General features: G+C 63.5%; 18 protein-coding genes. 8 read left to right on the forward strand and 10 right to left on the reverse strand.

All coding sequences use genetic code 11. The annotated features are described in order from the left end of the window. The first annotated feature begins 210 nt into the window (after nt 1–210). Nucleotides 211–798 carry a TetR/AcrR family transcriptional regulator gene (locus tag OZ411_RS32625; protein WP_282531223.1) on the forward strand — a complete coding sequence of 196 codons (588 nt, stop codon included), beginning with the start codon at nt 211–213 and terminating at the stop codon, nt 796–798. Nucleotides 799–904: 106 nt separating this feature from the next. Here the strand turns inward: OZ411_RS32625 and OZ411_RS32630 are convergent, their stop codons facing one another. From OZ411_RS32630 to OZ411_RS32660, 7 genes are all read right to left on the reverse strand, one after another. Further along, nucleotides 905–2,662: an alkaline phosphatase gene (locus OZ411_RS32630; protein WP_282531224.1), complete on the reverse strand. Its 1,758-nt coding sequence runs from the start codon at nt 2,660–2,662 to the stop codon at nt 905–907. A gap of 226 nt (nt 2,663–2,888) precedes the next feature. After that, complete coding sequence (gene argG, locus OZ411_RS32635) at nt 2,889–4,226, reverse strand: argininosuccinate synthase (protein ID WP_282531225.1); 1,338 nt, start codon at nt 4,224–4,226, stop codon at nt 2,889–2,891. A gap of 93 nt (nt 4,227–4,319) precedes the next feature. Beyond that, complete coding sequence (locus OZ411_RS32640; protein WP_282531226.1) at nt 4,320–5,078, reverse strand: phosphatase PAP2 family protein; 759 nt, start codon at nt 5,076–5,078, stop codon at nt 4,320–4,322. A gap of 139 nt (nt 5,079–5,217) precedes the next feature. After that, complete coding sequence (locus OZ411_RS32645; protein ID WP_282531227.1) at nt 5,218–5,709, reverse strand: hypothetical protein; 492 nt, start codon at nt 5,707–5,709, stop codon at nt 5,218–5,220. Between the two features lie 149 nt (nt 5,710–5,858). Further along, nucleotides 5,859–7,073, reverse strand: a complete 1,215-nt coding sequence (gene rlmN, locus OZ411_RS32650; RefSeq protein ID WP_282531228.1) for a 23S rRNA (adenine(2503)-C(2))-methyltransferase RlmN — start codon at nt 7,071–7,073, stop codon at nt 5,859–5,861. A gap of 64 nt (nt 7,074–7,137) precedes the next feature. Next, entirely contained in the window at nt 7,138–7,752 is a 615-nt protein-coding gene (locus tag OZ411_RS32655; protein WP_282531229.1) for an invasion associated locus B family protein, read from the reverse strand. Between the two features lie 122 nt (nt 7,753–7,874). Beyond that, complete coding sequence (locus OZ411_RS32660) at nt 7,875–8,714, reverse strand: SDR family oxidoreductase (protein WP_282531230.1); 840 nt, start codon at nt 8,712–8,714, stop codon at nt 7,875–7,877. 84 nt (nt 8,715–8,798) lie between these two features. On the opposite strand from OZ411_RS32660, the gene OZ411_RS32665 reads away from it, so the two are divergent. The 3 genes from OZ411_RS32665 (at nt 8,799) to OZ411_RS32675 (ending at nt 12,215) form a co-directional block, all read left to right on the forward strand. After that, nucleotides 8,799–9,773, forward strand: coding sequence for an NADPH:quinone oxidoreductase family protein (locus OZ411_RS32665; protein WP_282531231.1), 975 nt, complete (start codon nt 8,799–8,801; stop codon nt 9,771–9,773). 381 nt (nt 9,774–10,154) lie between these two features. Further along, nucleotides 10,155–11,021, forward strand: coding sequence for a hypothetical protein (locus OZ411_RS32670; protein WP_282531232.1), 867 nt, complete (start codon nt 10,155–10,157; stop codon nt 11,019–11,021). A gap of 18 nt (nt 11,022–11,039) precedes the next feature. Next, entirely contained in the window at nt 11,040–12,215 is a 1,176-nt protein-coding gene (locus OZ411_RS32675; RefSeq protein WP_282531233.1) for a TAXI family TRAP transporter solute-binding subunit, read from the forward strand. Between the two features lie 2 nt (nt 12,216–12,217). Here OZ411_RS32675 and OZ411_RS32680 read toward each other — a convergent pair whose 3' ends face one another. Next, the gene (locus OZ411_RS32680) at nt 12,218–12,601 is read right to left on the reverse strand and encodes a YkvA family protein (RefSeq protein ID WP_282531234.1); all 384 of its coding nucleotides are present in this window, start codon (nt 12,599–12,601) and stop codon (nt 12,218–12,220) included. Between the two features lie 112 nt (nt 12,602–12,713). After that, on the reverse strand, nt 12,714–13,013 hold the full coding sequence (locus tag OZ411_RS32685; protein ID WP_208823086.1) for a 4a-hydroxytetrahydrobiopterin dehydratase: 300 nt from the start codon (nt 13,011–13,013) through the stop codon (nt 12,714–12,716). A gap of 172 nt (nt 13,014–13,185) precedes the next feature. On the opposite strand from OZ411_RS32685, the gene OZ411_RS32690 reads away from it, so the two are divergent. Together OZ411_RS32690 and OZ411_RS32695 are read left to right on the forward strand one after the other, a co-directional pair. After that, nucleotides 13,186–14,628, forward strand: coding sequence for a TAXI family TRAP transporter solute-binding subunit (locus OZ411_RS32690; RefSeq protein WP_282531235.1), 1,443 nt, complete (start codon nt 13,186–13,188; stop codon nt 14,626–14,628). A gap of 218 nt (nt 14,629–14,846) precedes the next feature. Further along, a complete protein-coding gene (locus OZ411_RS32695; RefSeq protein ID WP_282531236.1) occupies nt 14,847–16,394 on the forward strand; it encodes an alkaline phosphatase D family protein in 1,548 nt (515 codons plus the stop codon). Nucleotides 16,395–16,496: 102 nt separating this feature from the next. On the opposite strand, the gene OZ411_RS32700 is transcribed toward OZ411_RS32695, so the two are convergent. Further along, nucleotides 16,497–16,868 (reverse strand): response regulator, encoded by a 372-nt coding sequence (locus OZ411_RS32700; RefSeq protein ID WP_282531237.1) that lies wholly within the window; start codon nt 16,866–16,868, stop codon nt 16,497–16,499. A 216-nt stretch (nt 16,869–17,084) separates the two neighbouring features. On the opposite strand from OZ411_RS32700, the gene OZ411_RS32705 reads away from it, so the two are divergent. Both OZ411_RS32705 and typA read left to right on the forward strand, forming a co-directional pair. Continuing rightward, nucleotides 17,085–17,846, forward strand: a complete 762-nt coding sequence (locus OZ411_RS32705) for a Crp/Fnr family transcriptional regulator (RefSeq protein WP_130583461.1) — start codon at nt 17,085–17,087, stop codon at nt 17,844–17,846. A 295-nt stretch (nt 17,847–18,141) separates the two neighbouring features. Further along, entirely contained in the window at nt 18,142–19,968 is a 1,827-nt protein-coding gene (gene typA / locus OZ411_RS32710; protein ID WP_282531238.1) for a translational GTPase TypA, read from the forward strand. Nucleotides 19,969–19,987: the final 19 nt, after the last annotated feature.

A 19,987-nucleotide genomic window follows, 5' to 3' on the forward strand; every position in this document is an offset into this window, starting at 1 on the left:
GCGACCGACGGCCCCTTCTCCCTCTCTCCGTTCTTACGGGGAGAGGGTTGGGGTGAGGGGCTCCATCCGCGAATGCGATGACAGACGGACTCGCGGAGACTCCCCCTCACCCGAAATTCAAGCTGCGCTTGAATTTCGACCTCTCCCCGCACGCGGGGCGAGGTAAAGCCGAGTTCGCTGTTGGCCCGGTGCAGGATGCTCTGGACACGCATGGCAACGCAGGCGGAACGGCGCGAGAGGACCAGGGCGGCGATCGTCAAGGCGGCGAAACGGATTTTCGGCGAGCGCGGCTTTGCGGCGACGACAATGGACGATATCGCCGGCGCCGCGCGCGTCGCGAAGGGCGCGGTCTATCATCACTTCCCGACCAAGGAGGCGCTGTTCGAAGCAGTGTTCGAGCAGGTCTCGCTTGAGCTCGTAGCCGACCTCGACCGGATCTCACGCGCGGAGAACGACCCGCTCGCCGCAATGGCAGCAGGTACACAGGGCTATTTCGCAGCCTGCTCGAAAGGCGCGACCGGACAGATCATCCTGCGCGACGGCCCGGCCGTGCTCGGCTGGGAGCGCTGGCGCGAGATCGATGCCAGGCATTTCGGCGGCAAGTTTCCACGCGGCCTGAAAGCGGCGATGGACGCCGGCCTGGTCGCGCGGCAGCCGGTCGAGCCCTTGGCGCGGCTGTTGCTCGGCGCGGTGACGGAAGCCGCGGTTGCCAGCTCAAGCGGCGATGACATCGCCAAGACCGGCGCGGAGTATGCCCGCGCCTTCCGCTCGCTGTTGGACGCGCTACGCGTGAAATAGATCGAGGGAATCGTAGGGTGGGCAAAGCGTAGCGTGCCCACCATTCCGAGCGGAGTGTTGACGGTGGGCACGCTGCGCTTTGCCCACCCTACAAGAGCTCGCGACGCTACGGCGCCGGTGCCGCTAGTCCCAGCGCATCGGCGATGACACGGAAAACGTCCGTGTTGTCCATCGAACCATGAACGCGTTCGCTGCCCGGACCGGTTGCGGTCAGGATGACGTCTTCTCCCGAATGCACACTGGCGCCGATCATCGCCGGCAGATTGCCGGGACGTAGCACGGCACCCGGAACATCCTTGTATTTATCATTGGCCTTGAAAGTCCCCGGCTCATCGCCCTTCGCGGTCGGATCATTCGGGTTGTCGAGCTTGGGGCGGAAGGTTTCGTAATGGTCCGGCAGGCTGGCCGAGAAAATCGCGAGCCGCCGGCTGACATCGACCCGCGAGGGGTAGCCTTCGGCATCGGCCGCCGGATAGTTGGGGAATCCCGCCTTGTCATAAACGCCGACGCGTTCGCGGAACGGGACGTTGAGCGTCTTGATCATGTCGTCATTGATGGTGCCGACAAGACTGTTGGGATGATTGTGGTCCGCCACCACCAGGATCAAGGTGTCATCGCCGCGGGCCTGCGCCCAGTCGCGCGCAAAACGAACGGCATTGTCGAGCATGATCGTGTCGTAGACCGCGCGCTCCATGTCCAGGAGGTGAGCGTATTTGTCGATCAGCCCCGATTCCACCATCAGGAAGAAGCCGGCATCGTTCTTCGCCAGCACTTTCAGCGCGGCCTGCACCTGCTCGGTCAGGTCGGGCTGTTCGGGAAACTTGCCGACGCTGCCCCCTTTGAGGAACTTGCGGTCCAGGACGCCGTCCATATTGCCGGAGGCAAACAGTCCCAGCAGCTTGCTCGTGTCGGGTTTTGCAGCCGCTGCATCAAGCTCGGACTTTGTCGTGACTACCTGATAGCCGGCATCGCGAAAGCGGGCGATGTAATCGACATCGTCCTTGCGCTTCCCGGCCGAGGCTTGCGGCAGGAAATTCGCGCTGCCACCTCCCATCAAGACATCAGGCTTGGCGGCGAAGAGCTGCGCAACGATTTCATCATAGGCGGCGCGGCGGCGGGTATGCGCGACCATTGCCGCCGGCGTGGCATCCTCGACTTCGGTATTGGTGACGATCCCGATGCCCAGGCCAAGCCGCCGCTTCGCGACGCTCGTGATGGTTTCGACCTTCGGGTCATCGAACGGGCTTGCGGTGCGATCGGCGTAGACGCCCATCGCGTTGACGGCGGTCTTGTGGCCCGTGGCGTAGGCACTGGCCGCATTCGCCGAATCGGTGATGATCGAATCGGAGCCTGCGGTTGCAACCAGCGCCATATGCGACATGTCGTCGATGGCGAGCTTGCCGAGGCTTTTGCCTTCCGCAATTCCCTTGGAGAGCATGCGCGCCGCAACGCGATGGGCCGGCGACAATCCATCGCCGATGAACAGGATCACGTTCTTGGCCTTGCGCGGACCGGTATCGTAAACTGACCACACGACAGTGCGGCTGCGCGCGCCGTCAGTGACTTCCACCTTCACGCTTCCAGGCTTGGTCAATGCGACGTCGCGAACGATCAGGGCCGACTGCTCCTTGCCATCTTCGCGCTCCACGAAGGTTCCGGACTGGCCGAACGCCGCGGAATAATCCGCGCCGTTCACCGTGACTTTCACGTTCGCCGGATCAACGCGATCGGGAAACTCGACCTTGAAGTCGAAATGGGCGCCGGCAAGGATGTCGGCGCGGTCGATCGGATAGATCGCCTGCGCGAGCGTTGGCGATCCGGACAGCAGGACGAGGAGAGCAGCACCGGCAAATGGCTTGATCATGATTTGTGCCCCACAATTGTTCGCCCGCGCCGGACGGCTGCAATTCCGAAGGCCACGGGCGCGCAGGCCACGAGACTAGCCGCGCCGAATGACGCGTCCATTACACATCGGGTCGAGCGCCAGCGATGGATCGCCGCAGTTCGTAGCCCGGATGGAGCCAACGGGTCGCGCGAACGCGCGCCCGATGACAGGCTCCGCGTAATCCGGGCTACTGAGCTCACGCGCCTCAGCTCTTGTCGCTATCGAGCCTGAGGATGTTGGAGCCTTCGCCGAGCGACAGCAGGCCTGTCTCTGCGTAGAGATCCAGCTTGGTGCGGGTATCGGTGATGTCGAGGTTGCGCATTGTGAGCTGGCCGATGCGGTCCGCCGGCGTGAATGCCGCATCCTCCACCTTCTCCATGCTCAGCCGCTCTGGCTGATAGCTCAGGTTCGGGCTCTCGGTGTTCAAGATCGAATAGTCGTTGCCGCGGCGCAGCTCGAGCGTCACCTCACCGGTGATGGCGCGAGCCACCCAGCGCTGGGCGGTTTCGCGCAGCATGAGAGCCTGGGAATCGAACCACCGCCCCTGGTAGAGCAATCGGCCAAGGCGCAGGCCGTTGATCCGGTATTGCTCGATGGTGTCTTCGTTGTGGATGCCGGTGATCAGGCGCTCGTAGGCGATGTGCAGCAGCGCCATGCCGGGAGCCTCATAGATGCCGCGGCTCTTTGCCTCGATGATGCGGTTCTCGATCTGGTCGCTCATGCCAAGACCATGCCTGCCGCCGATGGCGTTGGCCTCGAGGAACAACGCCACCGGATCGGGGAAAGTCTGGCCGTTCAGCGCGACGGGCTGGCCTTCCTCAAAACGCACGGTGACCTGTTCGGCCCTGACGACACAATCGTCGCGCCAGAACGGCACGCCCATGATCGGATTGACGATCTTGATGCCGCTTTGCAGGCTCTCGAGATCCTTGGCCTCGTGGGTGGCACCGAGGAGATTGCTGTCGGTCGAATACGCCTTTTCGGCGCTCATCTTGTAGGCGAACCCTTGCGCGGTCATGAACGCCGACATTTCCGCGCGGCCGCCGAGCTCGTCGATGAACTGCTGGTCGAGCCAGGGCTTGTAGATCTTCAGGTTCGAATTGGTCAGCAGGCCGTAGCGATAGAACCGCTCGATATCGTTGCCTTTGAAGGTGGAGCCATCACCCCAGATGTTGACGCCGTCCTCCTTCATGGCCGAGACCAGCATGGTGCCGGTCACGGCGCGACCGAGCGGCGTGGTGTTGAAATAGGTGGCGCCGCCGGTCGAGATGTGGAAGGCGCCGGATTGGATGGCGGCAATGCCTTCGTGGACCAATTGCATGCGGCAATCCACGAGCCGGGCTTTCTCGGCGCCAAACTCCATCGCCTTGCGCGGAATCTCGTTGTAGTCGGACTCGTCGGGCTGGCCCAGGTTCGCGGTGTAGGCAAAGACGCGGGCGCCTTTCTGCTTCATCCACAGCAGCGCTGCGCTGGTGTCGAGACCGCCCGAGAAAGCGATGCCGACTTTTTCCCCCTTGGGCAGGCTTTTCAAGATCGTACTCATGGAGCGTCCAATCGGTCGTAAAGTCGTTTGCTGTTAAGTTGCGCGAATATCAAATTTCGCGCTGATGGGCACGCGTTTAATGGCGACTGGCCTTTATGAAGCCGACGGCCTGGGGTCCGTTTCGCGCCGGCGCCACCGCCGAGCGAACCGGGTCAGTGCGGCGTCGACCTGGGCATCCGTTAGCCGCGTCGACGGCCAGCGGTAGATCATGGCATAGGCGAGCCAGATCACCAGGTAGGTCACGATGCCGGCAATCGCGACATCGGTGAAGAAGTGGCCGCCGAAGGCCATCCGCAGGGCGCTGGTGGCGATGCCGAACACGGTCGCCGCCCCAAACGCCACGACGCGCCATTGCGGCGGCGCCAGCGCTGCCGGCGCATAGGTCCAGAACGCGGTCGCACCCTCGCCGGAGAAGAACGAGCAGTTGCGGCCGCAGGTGCCACGCGGATCCCACCACGGCACGAAGCTCTTGTCGCCGGCGAACTCGGTCACCGCCACCGGTCGCGGCCGGCCCCAATAGGTCTTGAAAGTGAAGTTGGTGAGGATGCCGGCGGAGAGCAGCAGCGTCACCAGGAGAAACGTCGCGGCGCGGCCCGAGATCAGCATCGGCCGGTCGGGCCTGATCATTTTGACGACGAACGCAGCGATCGCGGGCAGCGCGAATCCCCAGGCAATCCACATCGCCGCATCGCGCGCAAATGACGCGACGGCGTTCAGCTTCAACGGAAAGGTTTTTTGCGCGGCATCGTAGAACAGCGCGCCGAGCTTCAGGTCGAGCTCGGGAAAGAGCCCGAACAATAGCCCGATCACGACCGCAAGCCCCAGCGCGATGAAAAGTCCGGTCCGGTTCATGGCGCGCGGTTTAGCCGAGGCGATGGGGTATTGAAACCCTTTGCCGTCGTCATTCCGGGACGATGCGAAGCATCGAACCCGGAATCTCGAGATTCCGGGTTCGGCTCTTTGAGCCGCCCCGGAATGACAGGGACAAATCTCACGGCTGCGGCCGGGATTGTGACGGCAGTGGCGGGGGCGGCGGCAATTTGCGCGGCGGCTCGCGCCAGGCGCCGGCGGTGCGGCCCGCAATCAGCCAGTACACCAGACCCGCGACGATGCCGGCGCCGGCCATGATCTCGAGATGGCGATGCACGATGCCCTCGAACTGGAACGTATCGGGGTCGAACGGAACCAGGCCAAGATAGCAGCCGGCCCCGACGATCGCGCCGCCGATCGCATAGGTCAGCGCGCCCCGGACATTGAAGGCTTCCGTGATCAGCACCACGATCAGCGCCGGCAACAGCGCGAATCCGGAAATGAAGATGAAGCCGAAGCCGAGCACGATGTTGATGGCGTTCTGATCGATCTGACCGGTGCCGATATCGCTGAATTCGGGATAAAGCACCGCCACGACGATGATCATTCCCGCCACCAGGCAGGAGGCCAGGAAGGCGAACAGGATCAGGAAGACGCGGCCGATCAGTGCCATGCTATTGCGCCGTCATTGCGAGGAGCGAAGCGGACGAAGCAATCCATGTCTCGGCAAATGGCGAGATGGATTGCTTCCGCCTTCGCTCGTTGAGCTTCGGCGGACAAGTCGCTTCGCTCGCAATGACGGACTGCATGCCCACAAAATCATCAATCCGTCATCGCCATCGCGCGCAGCGCCTGGCGCTCGCGGGCGGAGAGTTTCTCCGTCTCCGATTTCAACTGGCCGCAGGCGGCGAGGATGTCGCGGCCGCGCGGGGTACGCACCGGCGAGGAATAGCCGGCGTTGAAGATATATTCGGAGAACTTCTCGATCTGCTCCCAGTCCGAGCATTCGTAACGCGTGCCCGGCCAGGGATTGAACGGGATCAGGTTGATCTTCGCCGGAATGCCCTTCAGCAGCTTCACGAGCAGCTTGGCGTCGTCGAGTGAATCATTGACGCCCTTCAGCATCACATATTCGAAGGTGATGCGCCGCGCATTGGAGGCGCCGGGATAGTCGCGGCAAGCCTGCAGCAATTCTTGAATCGGAAATTTGCGGTTGAGCGGCACCAATTCGTTGCGCAACTCGTCGCGCACGGCATGCAGCGAGATCGCGAGCATGACGCCGATCTCCTCGCCGGTGCGGACGATGTTCGGCACCACGCCCGAGGTCGACAGCGTGATGCGGCGGCGGGAGATGCCGATGCCTTCATTATCCGCAACGATGAGCAGCGCATCGCGCACCGCATCGAAATTGTAGAGCGGCTCGCCCATGCCCATCATCACGACGTTGGTGACCAGGCGATTGCCGTTCTCGCGGTCGGCCCAATCATTGAGGCGATCGCGGGCCACCATCACCTGGCCGACGATCTCGCCGGCGGTGAGGTTACGCACCAGGCGCTGCGTGCCGGTGTGGCAGAAGGCGCAATTTAGCGTGCAGCCGACCTGCGAGGAGACGCAGAGCGTGCCGCGGTCGGTCTCGGGGATATAGACGCATTCGACCTCATGCGGCTTCTCGAGCCGATCGCCGCTCGGCAGCCGCAACAGCCATTTGCGGGTGCCGTCGCTCGAGATCTGCTCGGCGACCACTTCGGGCCGGTCGACAGTAAAGTGCTTTTCCAGCTCGCTGCGCATGTCCTTCGAGACGTTGGTCATCTCGGCAAAGCTCTTGGCGCCGCGAAAATAGATCCAGTGCCATAGCTGCTGGGTGCGCATCTTGCGTTGCGAGGCCGGCACGCCGATCTCGCCGAGGCGCTCGGTGATCTCCGCGCGCGACAGCCCGATCAGCGACGGCTTGGCCGGCGGCACGTAGGTCTCGAGCGGAACTTTCTCCACGAGCGCGGTGCTAGCGCGATCGCTCTGGCTGGTGAGGGTGTCGGTCATGGAACATCAAATAGGCCTTCCAGCAGGCGCTGGAAAGGCATGAATGCCGCTGTTTCCGAATGAACTAGCGCCTGCAGTCCTGCGCCAGCCGATCGAGCGCCTGCGACAGGCCCTTGAGCGAAAATGTGTCCGTCGTCTCGGTGCCCTTGGCCGAGACGCCCTTCACGGTGAGGTCCGCGGCCTTACGCATGGCCTCCACCATACGCTCTTCTTCCGCGGCGTTCTTGATCCAGAGCCCGTCGCCCTGGGTGTACATCGCATACGACCCGCCGCCGACTTCGAGTGTCGATTCCGAGCCGGGCTTCAGCGTGTAGCCGATCATGATCGAGACTTCGTTGACGACCTTTTCCGACGGACGGGTCGAGACGAAGGCGTAGGCCGGATCGCGCGGGCGATTCGGCGGATTGGTTTTCGACGACGACGGTTTTGCCAGCGCAAAACACACCTTCTTGCCGTTCGGAGCCGCCGTGTAGGCGCCCCAGGTGCCGAACTGGCCAATCAGCGTCGGTTCGACGCCGCCGGCAGCCGCAGTCGCGGCCTCCGGCTTGGCCGGGGCCGCAGGCTTCGCCGCGCCCTTGGTGGCCGCCTTGGGGGAACCGCCCTGCGCCATGGCAAGGGAAGTCGTCCCGCAAAGCAGGGCGCTTGCAACCAGAGATGTCAGTATTTGCCGCACGGACAACTGGTTCCCCTATCATTGTGACTGGAAGATGGCCCAACCGGCGTCGTCCCCGGCGCGATGCAATAGCCGGAAAAGGCCTTTTTGGGAAGGTAGTTAGGGGAGTGGCGCGCGGTTCCGCCGCATTAACTTTTGGCGCGCGAGGCGCGCTGCTGTTCCCACTGCGCGTCAGTCCATTGCAAGAGATCCTCGGCCCCGGAACTGCGCAAATGCGCGCCGCCGTCCTGCACCACCATCTCGCCATTGATATAGCCGCCCTGGTCGGAGATCAGGAAACTCGCGAGGTTGGCGAGCTCACCGTGCTCGCCCGGACGGCCCAGCGGGTTGCGGTGCGCCCAGCTCTCCTCGCGCCCTTCGGGCCGGAGCTGGCCGGTCGCGCCCGGCGTCGGGAATGCGCCCGGCGCGATCGCGACGGCGCGGATGCCCTTCGGCCCCCATTCCACCGCAAGGCTCTTGGTCATCGCCAGCACGGCCGACTTCGCCATCGCCGACGGCACGGTGAAGGCGCGCCCGGTGATCGTCGAGGTGGAGAGGATCGAGAGGATGACGCCTTTGTGCCTGCCCTCGATCCACCGCTTGCCCGCGGCGAGGGTGCAATACATTGTGCCGTGCAGCGTCGGCGCCAGGATCGCGTCCGCGGCGCGGAATGAGAGATGCTCGGTCTGCGCGATGAAGGTCGCCGCAGCGTTGTTGACGAGCACGTCGATCGGCGCCTCGCGCCAGATCGTGTCCATCATCGCATCCACCGCTGCGCCATCGCGGATGTCGCATGTGATCGTCGCAACCTTGGCGCCGAGATCGTCGCGCAATCTCGTCGCCGTCTGCTGCAGTAATTCCGTCCTGCGGCCGCAGATCACAAGTTCGGCGCCGAGCTCGGCGAAGCGTCGCCCCATCGCGGCGCCAAGACCGGAGCCGCCGCCGGTGACGAGGATCCGCTTGTGCGCCAGCAGGCTCTTTTCAAACATTGTTTGATCCCTCCGCATTGTCGCCCGGCTTCAAATCCGGCATGAAGCGAGCAGCCTTTCTGCGTCCGAAAATCAGGTGTGTCCATGAAAGCCATTCTCTGCACGCAATATTGCCAACCCGACGATCTCGTGCTGGCTGACGTGCCCGATCCCGTGGCCGGACCGGGCGAAGCGGTGATCGTGATCAAGGCCGCGGCTTTGAACTTCTTCGATATCCTGATGATCCAGGGCAAGTACCAGATCAAGCCGCCGTTCCCGTTCTCGCCCGCGGCGGAGGTCGCCGGCGTGATCGAGAGCGTCGGCGCTGGAGTGACCGACCTCAAGGTCGGCGATCGCGTGGTTGCCTCCTGCGGCCACAATGGCGCGCGCGAGAAGATCGCGCTGCCGGCGAATTCGATCGTGAAGATTCCCGACAATCTCGATTTCGATCGCGCCGCCGGGATCATCATCATCTACGGAACCGCGCTGCATGCGCTGGAAGATCGCGCAAGCCCGAAGCCGGGCGAGACGCTGGCCGTGCTGGGCGCCGCCGGCGGCACGGGGCTTGCGGCCTGCGAGCTCGGCAGACTGATGGGCCTGAAGGTGATCGCCTGCGCTTCCTCGGACGAGAAGCTTGAATTCGCCAAGCAGCACGGCGCCGAGCTGACGCTCAATTACGCCAAGGAAGATCTGAAAGAAGGCCTGAAGGCGCTGACCGGCGGCAAGGGCGTCGACATCATCTTCGATCCCGTCGGCGGGACCTACGCCGAAGCCGCGTTGCGCGCCATCGCGTGGGAAGGCCGCTTTCTCGTCATCGGCTTTGCCGCCGGCGACATTCCGAAGATGCCGCTGAACCTCGCGCTGCTCAAAGGATGCGACATCCGCGGCGTGTTCTGGGGCGCGTGGACGCGGCTCAACCCCGAAAAGAACCGCAAGAACCTGCAGAAGCTCGTGCAGTGGACCGCCGAAGGAAAGATCTCTTCGCATGTCGACCGCACCTTCCCGCTGTCGCAAACGGCGGAAGCGCTGAAGGTGCTCGCCGGCCGCAAGGCGATGGGCAAGGTGATCCTGCATCCGTGAACAGACGGCATGCGCCGTAAAATAAAAAGAAGATTTCACACGCCTGAGTTGTAGCGCCGGGCAGGTGCGGCGCTTCCACTTATGGATTCGCGCGCACTTACCTGAGTGGCTCGAATGCGCTTACCTATGTGAATAGATTGAGCGAGTCTGGTTCCGAATACGGAACTTATTCCCAAAGTGCCCAATTTTAATCCAGTGAATTGGGCATTTTTGCCCTAATCAAACCAAAATAAGTCCCAATTCGCTCTGATCAGGGCCGTTTTTTGGGCTCATTCGCAGTGCGTAAGTTCCCGTTAGCGGGCACTCGGGGAACGTCGACAACAAGCAAGAGACAACCAGGGATGCCCATGCGTTGCGTATTGTGTAACGGGAAGCGTCAACATGGTGGATATTTCAGGACGCATGACGCCGAGGCAGGCGCATGACGCGGATTTCGACGATCCTGAGCTAGCAGAGTATCGCTACCAGCGGTCGCATCGAGCAGATACCGACATCGACAGAGACGAACCCGCTCCGCTGTTCCTTTCATACCCTCTCGACGAGGACAGCGGTGCGAAATACCAACGAGGTTCCCTTGAACGCTCGCTTGGCCGCTCTTTGCTCACGAGCGGTCTTCTCATCGCTGCCGCTGCGGCGGCCGCTGTTTTGCTGGTTTCCCTTGATGTCACACGCGACACCATGGTCGCCGCCAAGACGTGGCTGCTGGGCACTTCGCAGGTGCATGCGCGAACCGTCATGGCGGCGCTCCTGCAACCCGTGAGCGAGCCGGTACCGCCGCCGCCAACCAAGGCAGCTCCGCCGTCGCGCGAGCAGATCACGGCGGCCTATCAGGAGGCGATCAAGGGCGGCCAGGTTGTGGTCGGGCCATCACCGTCTGTCTCTGCCGCTCCACCAGCACCATCCGCCGCTCCACCCGCGCCGTCGGCAGCGCCACAAGCGGCGCCGCCCGCTACGCCGCAGGCAAGACAGGTCAGTCCCGACGAGCTCAGCGCCCTCATGAAGCGGGCGAACAGCCTGCTTGCGATCGGCGATATCCCAGCCGCACGGCTGCTGCTCGAACGCGCCGCCGATGCGCAGGAAGCCGACGCGGCGCTGCTGCTGGCGCGGACCTACGATCCCCTGGTGCTGGGAACGAAGGATGCGCGCGCGATCACGCCCGATCCGGCTCAGGCGCGGATCTGGTACCGCCGGGCGGCCGAGCTTGGCTCGCAGCACGCCCAGCAACGTCTCACACAAATGCAAGATTGAACCTTTTTGGGGTAACACATGCGACGCTTGTTTGGAGTGGCGTTATTCGCCCTGACGATGATTTGCGGCCCGGCAGTACGGGCCGAGGAAACCGAATATGACCCGGCCAAGGTCAGCGACAGCCTGAGAGCCATCTTCCAGTTCGGCTCGGTCGCCACCAAGCAGAGCCTGAACGCCAACACGGTGACGTTGATCACGGGTACGATCGGCGGCACCTACGTCCAGTTCGGCGCCGACCTCGCTTCCGTGCTCGACGACGGCAACAAGTTGCGCGTACTGCCGATCGTCGGGCGCGGTTCCGTGCAGAGCGTCGCCGACATCCTGTTCCTGCAGGGCGTCGATCTCGGCATCGTCCGCGCCGACACGCTCGACTATCTCGAACGGAAGGGCTTTGCGAAGGACATCAAGAAGCAGTTCGCCTATGTGACCAAGCTCTACAACGAAGAGATGCATGTCGTCGCGCCGAAGACGATCAAGAGCTTGAAGGATCTCGAGGGCAGGATCGTCAGCGTCGACCTGCCCAATGGCGGCACCTTTGTCACCGCACTGACGGTGTTCGAGCGGCTCGGGATGAAGGCGAAGTTCGTCTATATCGAGCAGCGCATCGCGATGGAGAAATTGAAGGCCGGTGAAATCGACGCCGTGATCGTGACCGGAGGCAAGCCCTACAAGTCGGTCAGCACATTCAACAATGATGGCCGCTTCCACCTCGTCACCGTCAACTATGACAAGCCGCTGCAGAACGACTATCTGCCGGCGACGCTCACCTCAAAGGACTATCCGAACCTGATTTCGGATCAGGAGCGCGTCGACACCATCGCCGTTCCTGCCGTGCTCGCGGCCTATAACTGGGCGCCGAACACGGAACGCTCGCGCAAGCTGGCGCTGTTCGTGGATGCTTTCTTCACGAAATTCCCGACCTTCCAGAACCCGCCGTTCCATCCGAAATGGAAGGAGGTCTCGCTGGCCGCGCCGCTGCCCGACTGGACCCGGCTGCCGGCGGCCAAGCAATGGCTTGAGAAGCACAGCGTGGAAGCCGTGACGCGCAGTCGCTTCGATGAGTTCCTGAAGCAATCGCCGGGCGCAGCCAAGCTGCAGACGGACGCCGACAAGGAGGCGCTGTTCAAGCAGTTCCAGGCATGGGAAGCGGAGAACAACGCCCGCGCGCAGGTGCGCACGGGCGAGAAGCGCTAGATCTACGGCTCCTCGGCCGTCTCGATGCCGCGCTTCAGCGCGGCACGGGCGGCTTCGCGGTGCTCCGGCGTGATGTGGCTTGCAACCATGCGGATCGCGGTCGCCAGGATCGCGGCATCATCGGTGAAGCCGAGAATCGGCATCACGTCCGGCACGAAGTCGAACGGCAGGATGAAATAGGCGATGGCGCCAAGCAGCGCCGCCTGCACATGGCGCGGCGTCTCCTTGTCGAACGCACAATAATAGGCGGCCAGCAGGTCTTCGGCGAAGGGTAGTTTCGCCACCACCCGCTTCAGCTTGATCCAGAAACGCCGTCGCACGCTCTCGCGGTCCTGCGCCAGCCGATCGGCCGGCTCGAAACCGACAGTGTGTTCGGATGATGTCATCGGAAGAAGCTCCCTCGGACCACAGCCCGCCAAGCGGTCCCGCGATCCCTGACGCAAAAGGTGGGGACCTCCTGCCTGCCCTGCAAGATCAGCCAAGGAGAAGTCGCCTCTCTCAGCCAGCCTGCTTGGCGATCGCCTCCATCGCCCTGGCCAATTCGATGTCGCGCGCCGTGACGCCGCCGGCGTCATGGGTTGCAAGCACCACATCGACCGTCTTGTAGACGTTCCTCCATTCCGGGTGATGGTCGCGCTTCTCCGCGATCAGCGCGACGCGCGTCATGAAGCCGAAGGCCTCGTTGAAATCCCTGAACGTGAAAGTCTTGGCGATCGCCTCACGTCCCGGCACCTCGGACCAGCCGGATAGTTCCTTCAGCGCAGATTTCCGCGCCTCCGCCGACAACCGTCCTGCCATGGCAAACCTCCATCTCGCTCGCTCACACCCTAACACCGGCAGCCATCAGCGGGATCCATGCTCACGACGCGGCCGCAAAGCGCGTCCTATCGCCGCTGGTAACCATGACGGGATTGTAACCTAGGCGCTGCCGGAATTTTGTTACAATGCCAAGGATAAACGCGTCGGCAGGATGACCCAGAACCTCAAACGGCTGTTTGCGCGATCGATGACCGAGCCTGACTTCGTCGCCGCTCCAGCTTCGCCTCCGCCGCGTTCGGCGCGGCGTCGGCTGAGTTTCGTGATGATCGCCGGCGCGCTTGCCATTATCGGCGCACTGGCCGCCGGCTATTACTTCGCGATGCGGCCGGTGAACCTCAGAATCGCGGTCGGCCCCACCAACAGCGACGACCTCAAGGTGGTCCAGGCGCTGGCCCAGGCCTACAACCAGGGCAACAGCCAAATCCGCCTGCGTCTTCTGCAGACCGACGGCGCGGTGGCAAGCGCCGAGGCGTTGGCCGACGGCAAGGCCGACCTCGCCATTATCCGCGGCGATCTGGATGTCCCCAGGAATGCGCAGGCGGTGGCGACGCTGCGCAAGAATGTCGTGGCGATCTGGGTCCCGCCGCAGAGCAAAGCCGGGGGCAGGAAAGCCGCGCCAAAAATCACTAAGATCGCGCAGCTCGCCGGCCACCGCGTCGGTGTCGTCGGCCGCACGCCCGCCAACGTCAACCTCTTGAAGGTGATCCTGCAGCAATATGGCGTCGACCCCGCCAAGGTCGAGATCGTCCAGTTTTCCGCCAACGAGACGGTCGAGGCGATCAAGAGCCAGAAGGCGGACGCCTATCTCGCCGCCGGACCCGTCAACAGCAAGATCACGACCGATGCGATCGCAGCCTCGACCCGCGGCACGCCGACCTTCCTCGCCATCGACGCGGCGGAAGCGATCGCGCAGAACCATCCCGCCTATGAAGCCTCGCAAATCCCCGCCGGCTCGCTCGGCGGCGTCGACCGGCCTGCGGACGAGGTCAAGACCATCAGCTTCTCGCACCATATCGTGGCGCGCAGGGGCATTTCCGAATCCACCATCGCCATCTTCACCCGGCAGCTCTTCTCGATCCGGCAATCGCTGAAGAACGATTTCCCGCCGGCTGCCAGGATCGAGACACCGGACACCGACAAGGACGCCACGATTCCCGTGCATCCTGGGGCTGCGGCTTTCGTCGATGGCGACGAGAAGACCTTCCTCGACCGCTACAGCGATTACATCTGGTGGGGACTGATGCTGGTGTCCGCGATGGGTTCGGCCGGCGCCTGGTTTGCCGGTTACCTGAAAAAGGACGAACGCAGCATCAACACCTCGCAGCGCGACCGGCTGCTCGACATGCTCGCCGCCGCACGCCACAGCGACTCGATGGAAGAGCTCGACCAGATGCAGGCGGAAGCCGACAACATCCTGCGCGATGCGCTCGCATGCTACGAGCACGGCACAATCGAGGAAGGCACGCTGACTGCCTTCAACATCGCGCTCGAGCAGTTCCACAACGCCGTCACCGACCGCAAGCTGCTGTTGATCAGCATGCCGCAACACCTGCAGCGCGCCAGCGCGCAATTCCGCGCGGCAGGGACCGCTTAGCCAAGGCGGGATACTCGACGCCCCGTCATTCCGGGATGCGCCGAAGGCGCAGGCCCGGAATCCATCGGGCCGCGAACGACGTGGATGAATGGATTCCGGGCTCACGCTTCGCGTGCCCCGGAATGACGGCTAGGAGCCGTAATCGCTTCGTCATAGAATCCTTCTAGGTCTGTTGCGACATTTCGGCGCATCCGGCGCCGGACCGACGGAGGCTTGCCATGACGATCAGGATTTCCCGCCGAAAATTCCTCTCTTCAGCCGCGGCTGGCGCCGGCGTCATCGCGATGCCCCACCTGTCCCGCGCCGCTGACCGGCCGGCCGTCACCCATGGCGTGCAGTCCGGCGATGTCGGCCTTGACGGCGGCGTGGTCTGGGCGCGCGCCGACCGGCCGTCGCAGATGATGGTCGAGGTCGCAACCACCGAATCCTTCAAGGACGCGCGCGCGCTGCCGCCGATCGCGGCGCTGCCCGAAAGCGATTTCACCGCCAAGATGCTGCTGGAAAACCTGCCCTCGGGCCAGGACATCTTCTACCGCGTCCGCTTCCGCGACCTTGCCCATGTCAACGTCACCGGCGAGCCCGTGGTCGGCCGCTTCCGCACCGCGCCCGCCGACCGGCGCGATGTCAGCTTTGTCTGGGGCGGCGACGTCGCCGGTCAAGGCTGGGGCATCAATCCCGACGACGGCGGCATGTTCACCTTCGCCACCATGGGCAAATACAAGCCGGATTTCTTCCTGCATTCCGGCGACACCATCTATGCCGACGGCGTCATTCCGTCCGAGGTGAAGCTCGCCGACGGCAAGCTGTGGAAGAACCTCACCATCCCGGAGAAGGCCAAGGTCGCCGAGACGCTCGACGAATACCGCGCGGCGCACAAGTACAACCTGCTCGACGAGCATGTGCGCGCCTTCAATGCGGAAGTGCCGATCTTCGTGCAGTGGGACGACCACGAGGTCACCAATAACTGGTCGCTGTCGAAACAGCTTCCTGCCGCCTACAAGGAGCGCGACATCAACGTGCTGGCGGCCCGCGCGGCGCGCGCCTTCCACGAGATGTATCCGATGCGCGAAAGCATCGTCGAGCCGGGACGCGTCTATCGTACGCTGAGCTACGGACCGCATCTGGATGTGTTCATGCTGGATGAGCGCAGCTATCGCGGACCCAACGGTCCGAACCAGCAGACCAGCTACGGCCCCGACGCCTATTTCCTCGGCCCGGACCAGCTCGCCTGGCTGAAGCGCGGACTGCTCAACTCGCGCGCCACCTGGAAGGTGATCGCCTCCGACATGCCGCTCAGCCTCATCGTCTATGACGATGCGGCCAACAACAAGGGCTCCGAGGCGTTCGCGCAGGGCGACGGCCCGCCGCGCGGCCGCGAACTCGAGATCGCCGATATCCTGCGTTTCATCAAGACCGCCGGGATCGTCAACACCGTCTGGCTCACGGCGGATGTGCACTACGCCGCCGCGCACTACTACAATCCGAACAAGGCGCAGTTCCAGGACTTCGATCCGTTCTGGGAATTCGTCTCCGGCCCGCTGCATGCCGGCACGTTCGGCCCCAACGAGCTCGACAACACGTTTGGACCCGAGGTGAAGTTCATCAAGGCGCCCGGCGCCGACAAGCAGAACCTGCCGCCATCGGCGGGCATGCAGTTCTTCGGCCACGTCAAGATCGACGGCGCAACCGGACAGATGACAGTAACCTTGCGCGACCGCGCCGACGTCGCGCTGTGGTCAACCACGCTCGACCCGAAGCCGATGTAGGAAGGCTGCCTGTAGCCCGGATGGAGCGCAGCGAAATCCGGGACGGTCCATCGGCGAACTCGAGACCCCGGATTGCGCTGCGCTCCATCCGGGCTACAGATCTTAGACCCGCCTTCGCAGTGCTGCTTCCAGTGCTTCGCTTGAGCACGGCTTGACCAGGCGCGGCTTGTCGGCCAGCGCGGCGGGAAGGCGGACATCGGCGCCATAGCCGGTGACGAAGACATAGGGGATCTGTAGCGCGTCGAGCTCTTCGGCGAGCGCAAAGGTGTTCTCGCGGGCCAGCACGACATCCAGCAGCGCGAAGTCGGGCCGGCGATAGGCGATGATCTGAAGCGCTCGCGCGACGCTGGTCGCCGTCCGCACCGTCTTCACCCCAAAGCCGAGGATCGTGTCCTCGAAATCGAGGGCGATGATCGGATCATCCTCGACGATCAACACGTCGGAGGGCATGCCGTTGAAGAGGGCGGGTTCCATGAGCGTGCCAAGTCCTGTGTTGAAGGTCCTGTCTTGAAGGATTGATCTGATCGCCGGTGATGAGCCGGCCATCGGCACGCTGCCGGCGCGTCGCCCAAGCACACCGGGGGTTCCCTTATCGAAACGCACCACACCGGGATCCCGTCGTCTGTTCACTTGTGCACACAACAGGAGGAACGGGTTGACTATCGTCGCGGTTGGTGAGGGGGAGACCCGATGCTTCAACAACGCAGCCAACCGGACAGAGCAGACCGGCCCTTTAACAACCTGTTGCGCCGTCTGAGCGACGCCGATTATGGGCTGATCGCACCGCACCTCGCGCGCGCCGAGGCCAACGCCAACGACCTGCTTTACAACCCCGGCGACGACGTCGAGACTGTGTATTTTCCCTGCGGGCCCGGCCTCGTCTCCTACCTCGTGACCAACGAGGACGGCCGCGACGTCGAGACCATTCTGGTCGGCCGCGAAGGTGCTGTCGGTGGCGTCGTCAGCCAGGGATTTCTTCCCGCCTATACCCGCATCATCGTCAAATTCGGCGGGCCGTTCGTGCGGATGACGGTCGGCAGGCTGGAAGCGGCCAAGCTGAAATCGCCCTCGATCCGCAACGTGTTCGCGCGCTATGCCGATTGCATGCTGGCGCAGATCTTCCAGTCGACGGCCTGTAACGCAATCCACTCGATCGAGCAGCGCACCGCCAAATGGATCATCTCGGCGATGGAGCGCACCAATGGCAACGGCGCCGTGCCGCTCACGCATGAGCAGCTCGCCACCCTGCTGGGGGTGGGCCGCAGCTATGCCAGCCGCGTGATTCAGTCCTTCAAGGCCGAGGGCGTGCTGGAGACGCGCCGCGGCGCGATTCTGGTCCGCAACCTCGATGTCCTGCGGCTCCGCTCCTGCCTGTGCAACGAGGCCGTCAAGGACCACTTTGAGGAGGTGCTCCGCGGCGTCTATCCGAGCAAGGAAGAGGAAACCGGATAGCGGGATCCCGGTAAGATATCGGCGGTTGCCGGAACAACCGGCAGGGTTCGAAAAACGGCCGGTAACCGGCAAACAACGCATTGTTTTTTGACGGTTTCTGACTATATTGCGCCGCAAACGCGCAAGCTTTGCCCGGTCCCTTTTGGCCGGGCTTGCTTTTTGAGGCGAACCGCGCCCCGCGAGATTTCAACGGCTTGAGTGTGATCCGGACCCGGAGGGGCCGTAGTTGCTAAAGATCGATCCCGGCTTTCCGGCGAGATCGCTCAAGACCTGTGCATGACCGAAAAGCAGAGCCATGAATCTTCGTAACGTCGCCATCATCGCCCACGTCGACCACGGCAAGACCACGCTGGTGGACCGCCTGCTGCAGCAATCCGGTACGTTCCGCGAGAACCAGAAGGTCGCCGAACGCGCCATGGATTCCAACGACCTCGAGCGCGAGCGCGGCATCACCATCCTGGCCAAGGCCGCCTCGGTGCAGTGGAAGGACATCCGCATCAACATCGTCGATACCCCCGGCCACGCCGATTTCGGCGGCGAGGTCGAGCGCATCCTCAACATGGTGGACGGTGCGCTCGTGCTGGTGGACGCCGCCGAAGGCCCGCTGCCGCAGACCAAGTTCGTGGTCTCCAAGGCGCTCAAGGTCGGCTTGAAGCCGATCGTCGTCATCAACAAGGTCGACCGCCCCGACGCGCGCCCAACCGAAGTGATCAACGAGGTTTTCGATCTGTTCGCGGCGCTCGACGCCAGCGAGGAGCAGCTCGATTTCCCGATCCTGTACGGCTCGGCCAAGCAGGGCTGGATGGCGGAGAGCCCCGAAGGCCCGAAGGAAGCGGGCATGCAGCCGCTGTTCGACCTGATCGTGCGGCACGTCGCGCCGCCGAAGGTCGAGGAAGGCCCGTTCCGCATGATCGGCACCATCCTCGAGGCCAATCCCTATCTGGGGCGTATCATCACCGGCCGCATCTCCTCCGGCATCCTCAAGCCGAACCAGGCCGTGAAGGTGTTGAATGCGGAAGGCAAGCTGGTCGAGCAGGGACGCGTGTCAAAGATCCTGGCGTTCCGCGGAATTGAGCGCACACCGCTCGATGAAGCCGAAGCCGGCGACATCGTCGCCATTGCCGGCCTCACCAAGGGCACCGTCGCCGATACGTTCTGCGACCCCACCGTCGAGACGCCACTGCAGGCGCAGCCGATCGATCCGCCGACGGTGTCGATGTCCTTCATCGTCAACAACTCCCCGCTCGCAGGCACCGAGGGCGACAAGGTGACGAGCCGCATGATCCGCGATCGCCTGATGCGCGAGGCCGAAGGCAACGTCGCGCTGCGCGTCACCGAAGCCGCCGACAAGGATTCCATGGAAGTCTCCGGCCGCGGCGAATTGCAACTCGCGATCCTGATCGAGACCATGCGCCGCGAAGGTTTTGAACTCTCGGTGTCGCGTCCGCGCGTCGTGTTCAATAAGGACGAGGCCACGGGCCAGGCGCTGGAGCCGATCGAGGAAGTCGTGATCGACGTCGACGAGGAGCATTCCGGCGTCGTCGTGCAGAAGATGAGCGAGCGCAAGGCCGAGATGATCGAGATGCGCCCCTCCGGCGGCAACAGGTTGCGGCTCGTGTTCTACGCGCCGACCCGCGGCCTGATCGGCTATCAGGGCGAGCTGCTGACTGATACCCGCGGCACCGCGATCATGAACCGCCTGTTCCACGGCTATGCGCCCTACAAGGGCGAGATCCAGGGCCGTCGTAATGGTGTCCTGATCTCCAACGATCAGGGCGAGGCCGTCGCCTATGCCATGTTCAAGTTGGAGGATCGCGGCCCGATGATGATCGAGCCGGGCTGGAAGGTCTACAAGGGCATGATCGTCGGCGAGCACACCCGCGATAACGATCTCGAGATCAATGTGCTGAAGGGCAAGCAGCTCACCAACATCCGCACCACCTCCAAGGACGAAGCGGTGCGCCTGACCCCGCCGATCCGGATGACCCTAGAAAAGGCGCTGGCCTATATCGAGGACGACGAGCTCGTCGAAGTGACGCCGAAGTCGATCCGGCTGCGCAAGAAACACCTCGATCCGAACGACCGCAAGCGCGCCGAAAAGGCCAAGGAAGCGGTAGCGTAAACGTGCGAATAGCGAATGG

It is taken from the genome of Bradyrhizobium sp. Arg237L, from assembly GCF_029990105.1.
GTDB lineage: Bacteria > Pseudomonadota > Alphaproteobacteria > Rhizobiales > Xanthobacteraceae > Bradyrhizobium.

What these genes read in the sequence shown, in the direction of transcription:
- OZ411_RS32625 (WP_282531223.1), top strand. Translation starts at nt 211, where the DNA reads ATGGCAACGCAGGCGGAACGGCGCGAGAGGACCAGGGCGGCGATCGTC.
- OZ411_RS32630 (WP_282531224.1), bottom strand. Translation starts at nt 2,662, where the DNA reads ATGATCAAGCCATTTGCCGGTGCTGCTCTCCTCGTCCTGCTGTCCGGA.
- argG (WP_282531225.1), bottom strand. Translation starts at nt 4,226, where the DNA reads ATGAGTACGATCTTGAAAAGCCTGCCCAAGGGGGAAAAAGTCGGCATC.
- OZ411_RS32640 (WP_282531226.1), bottom strand. Translation starts at nt 5,078, where the DNA reads ATGAACCGGACCGGACTTTTCATCGCGCTGGGGCTTGCGGTCGTGATC.
- OZ411_RS32645 (WP_282531227.1), bottom strand. Translation starts at nt 5,709, where the DNA reads ATGGCACTGATCGGCCGCGTCTTCCTGATCCTGTTCGCCTTCCTGGCC.
- rlmN (WP_282531228.1), bottom strand. Translation starts at nt 7,073, where the DNA reads ATGACCGACACCCTCACCAGCCAGAGCGATCGCGCTAGCACCGCGCTC.
- OZ411_RS32660 (WP_282531230.1), bottom strand. Translation starts at nt 8,714, where the DNA reads ATGTTTGAAAAGAGCCTGCTGGCGCACAAGCGGATCCTCGTCACCGGC.
- OZ411_RS32665 (WP_282531231.1), top strand. Translation starts at nt 8,799, where the DNA reads ATGAAAGCCATTCTCTGCACGCAATATTGCCAACCCGACGATCTCGTG.
- OZ411_RS32670 (WP_282531232.1), top strand. Translation starts at nt 10,155, where the DNA reads ATGGTGGATATTTCAGGACGCATGACGCCGAGGCAGGCGCATGACGCG.
- OZ411_RS32675 (WP_282531233.1), top strand. Translation starts at nt 11,040, where the DNA reads ATGCGACGCTTGTTTGGAGTGGCGTTATTCGCCCTGACGATGATTTGC.
- OZ411_RS32680 (WP_282531234.1), bottom strand. Translation starts at nt 12,601, where the DNA reads ATGACATCATCCGAACACACTGTCGGTTTCGAGCCGGCCGATCGGCTG.
- OZ411_RS32685 (WP_208823086.1), bottom strand. Translation starts at nt 13,013, where the DNA reads ATGGCAGGACGGTTGTCGGCGGAGGCGCGGAAATCTGCGCTGAAGGAA.
- OZ411_RS32690 (WP_282531235.1), top strand. Translation starts at nt 13,186, where the DNA reads ATGACCCAGAACCTCAAACGGCTGTTTGCGCGATCGATGACCGAGCCT.
- OZ411_RS32695 (WP_282531236.1), top strand. Translation starts at nt 14,847, where the DNA reads ATGACGATCAGGATTTCCCGCCGAAAATTCCTCTCTTCAGCCGCGGCT.
- OZ411_RS32700 (WP_282531237.1), bottom strand. Translation starts at nt 16,868, where the DNA reads ATGGAACCCGCCCTCTTCAACGGCATGCCCTCCGACGTGTTGATCGTC.
- OZ411_RS32705 (WP_130583461.1), top strand. Translation starts at nt 17,085, where the DNA reads ATGCTTCAACAACGCAGCCAACCGGACAGAGCAGACCGGCCCTTTAAC.
- typA (WP_282531238.1), top strand. Translation starts at nt 18,142, where the DNA reads ATGAATCTTCGTAACGTCGCCATCATCGCCCACGTCGACCACGGCAAG.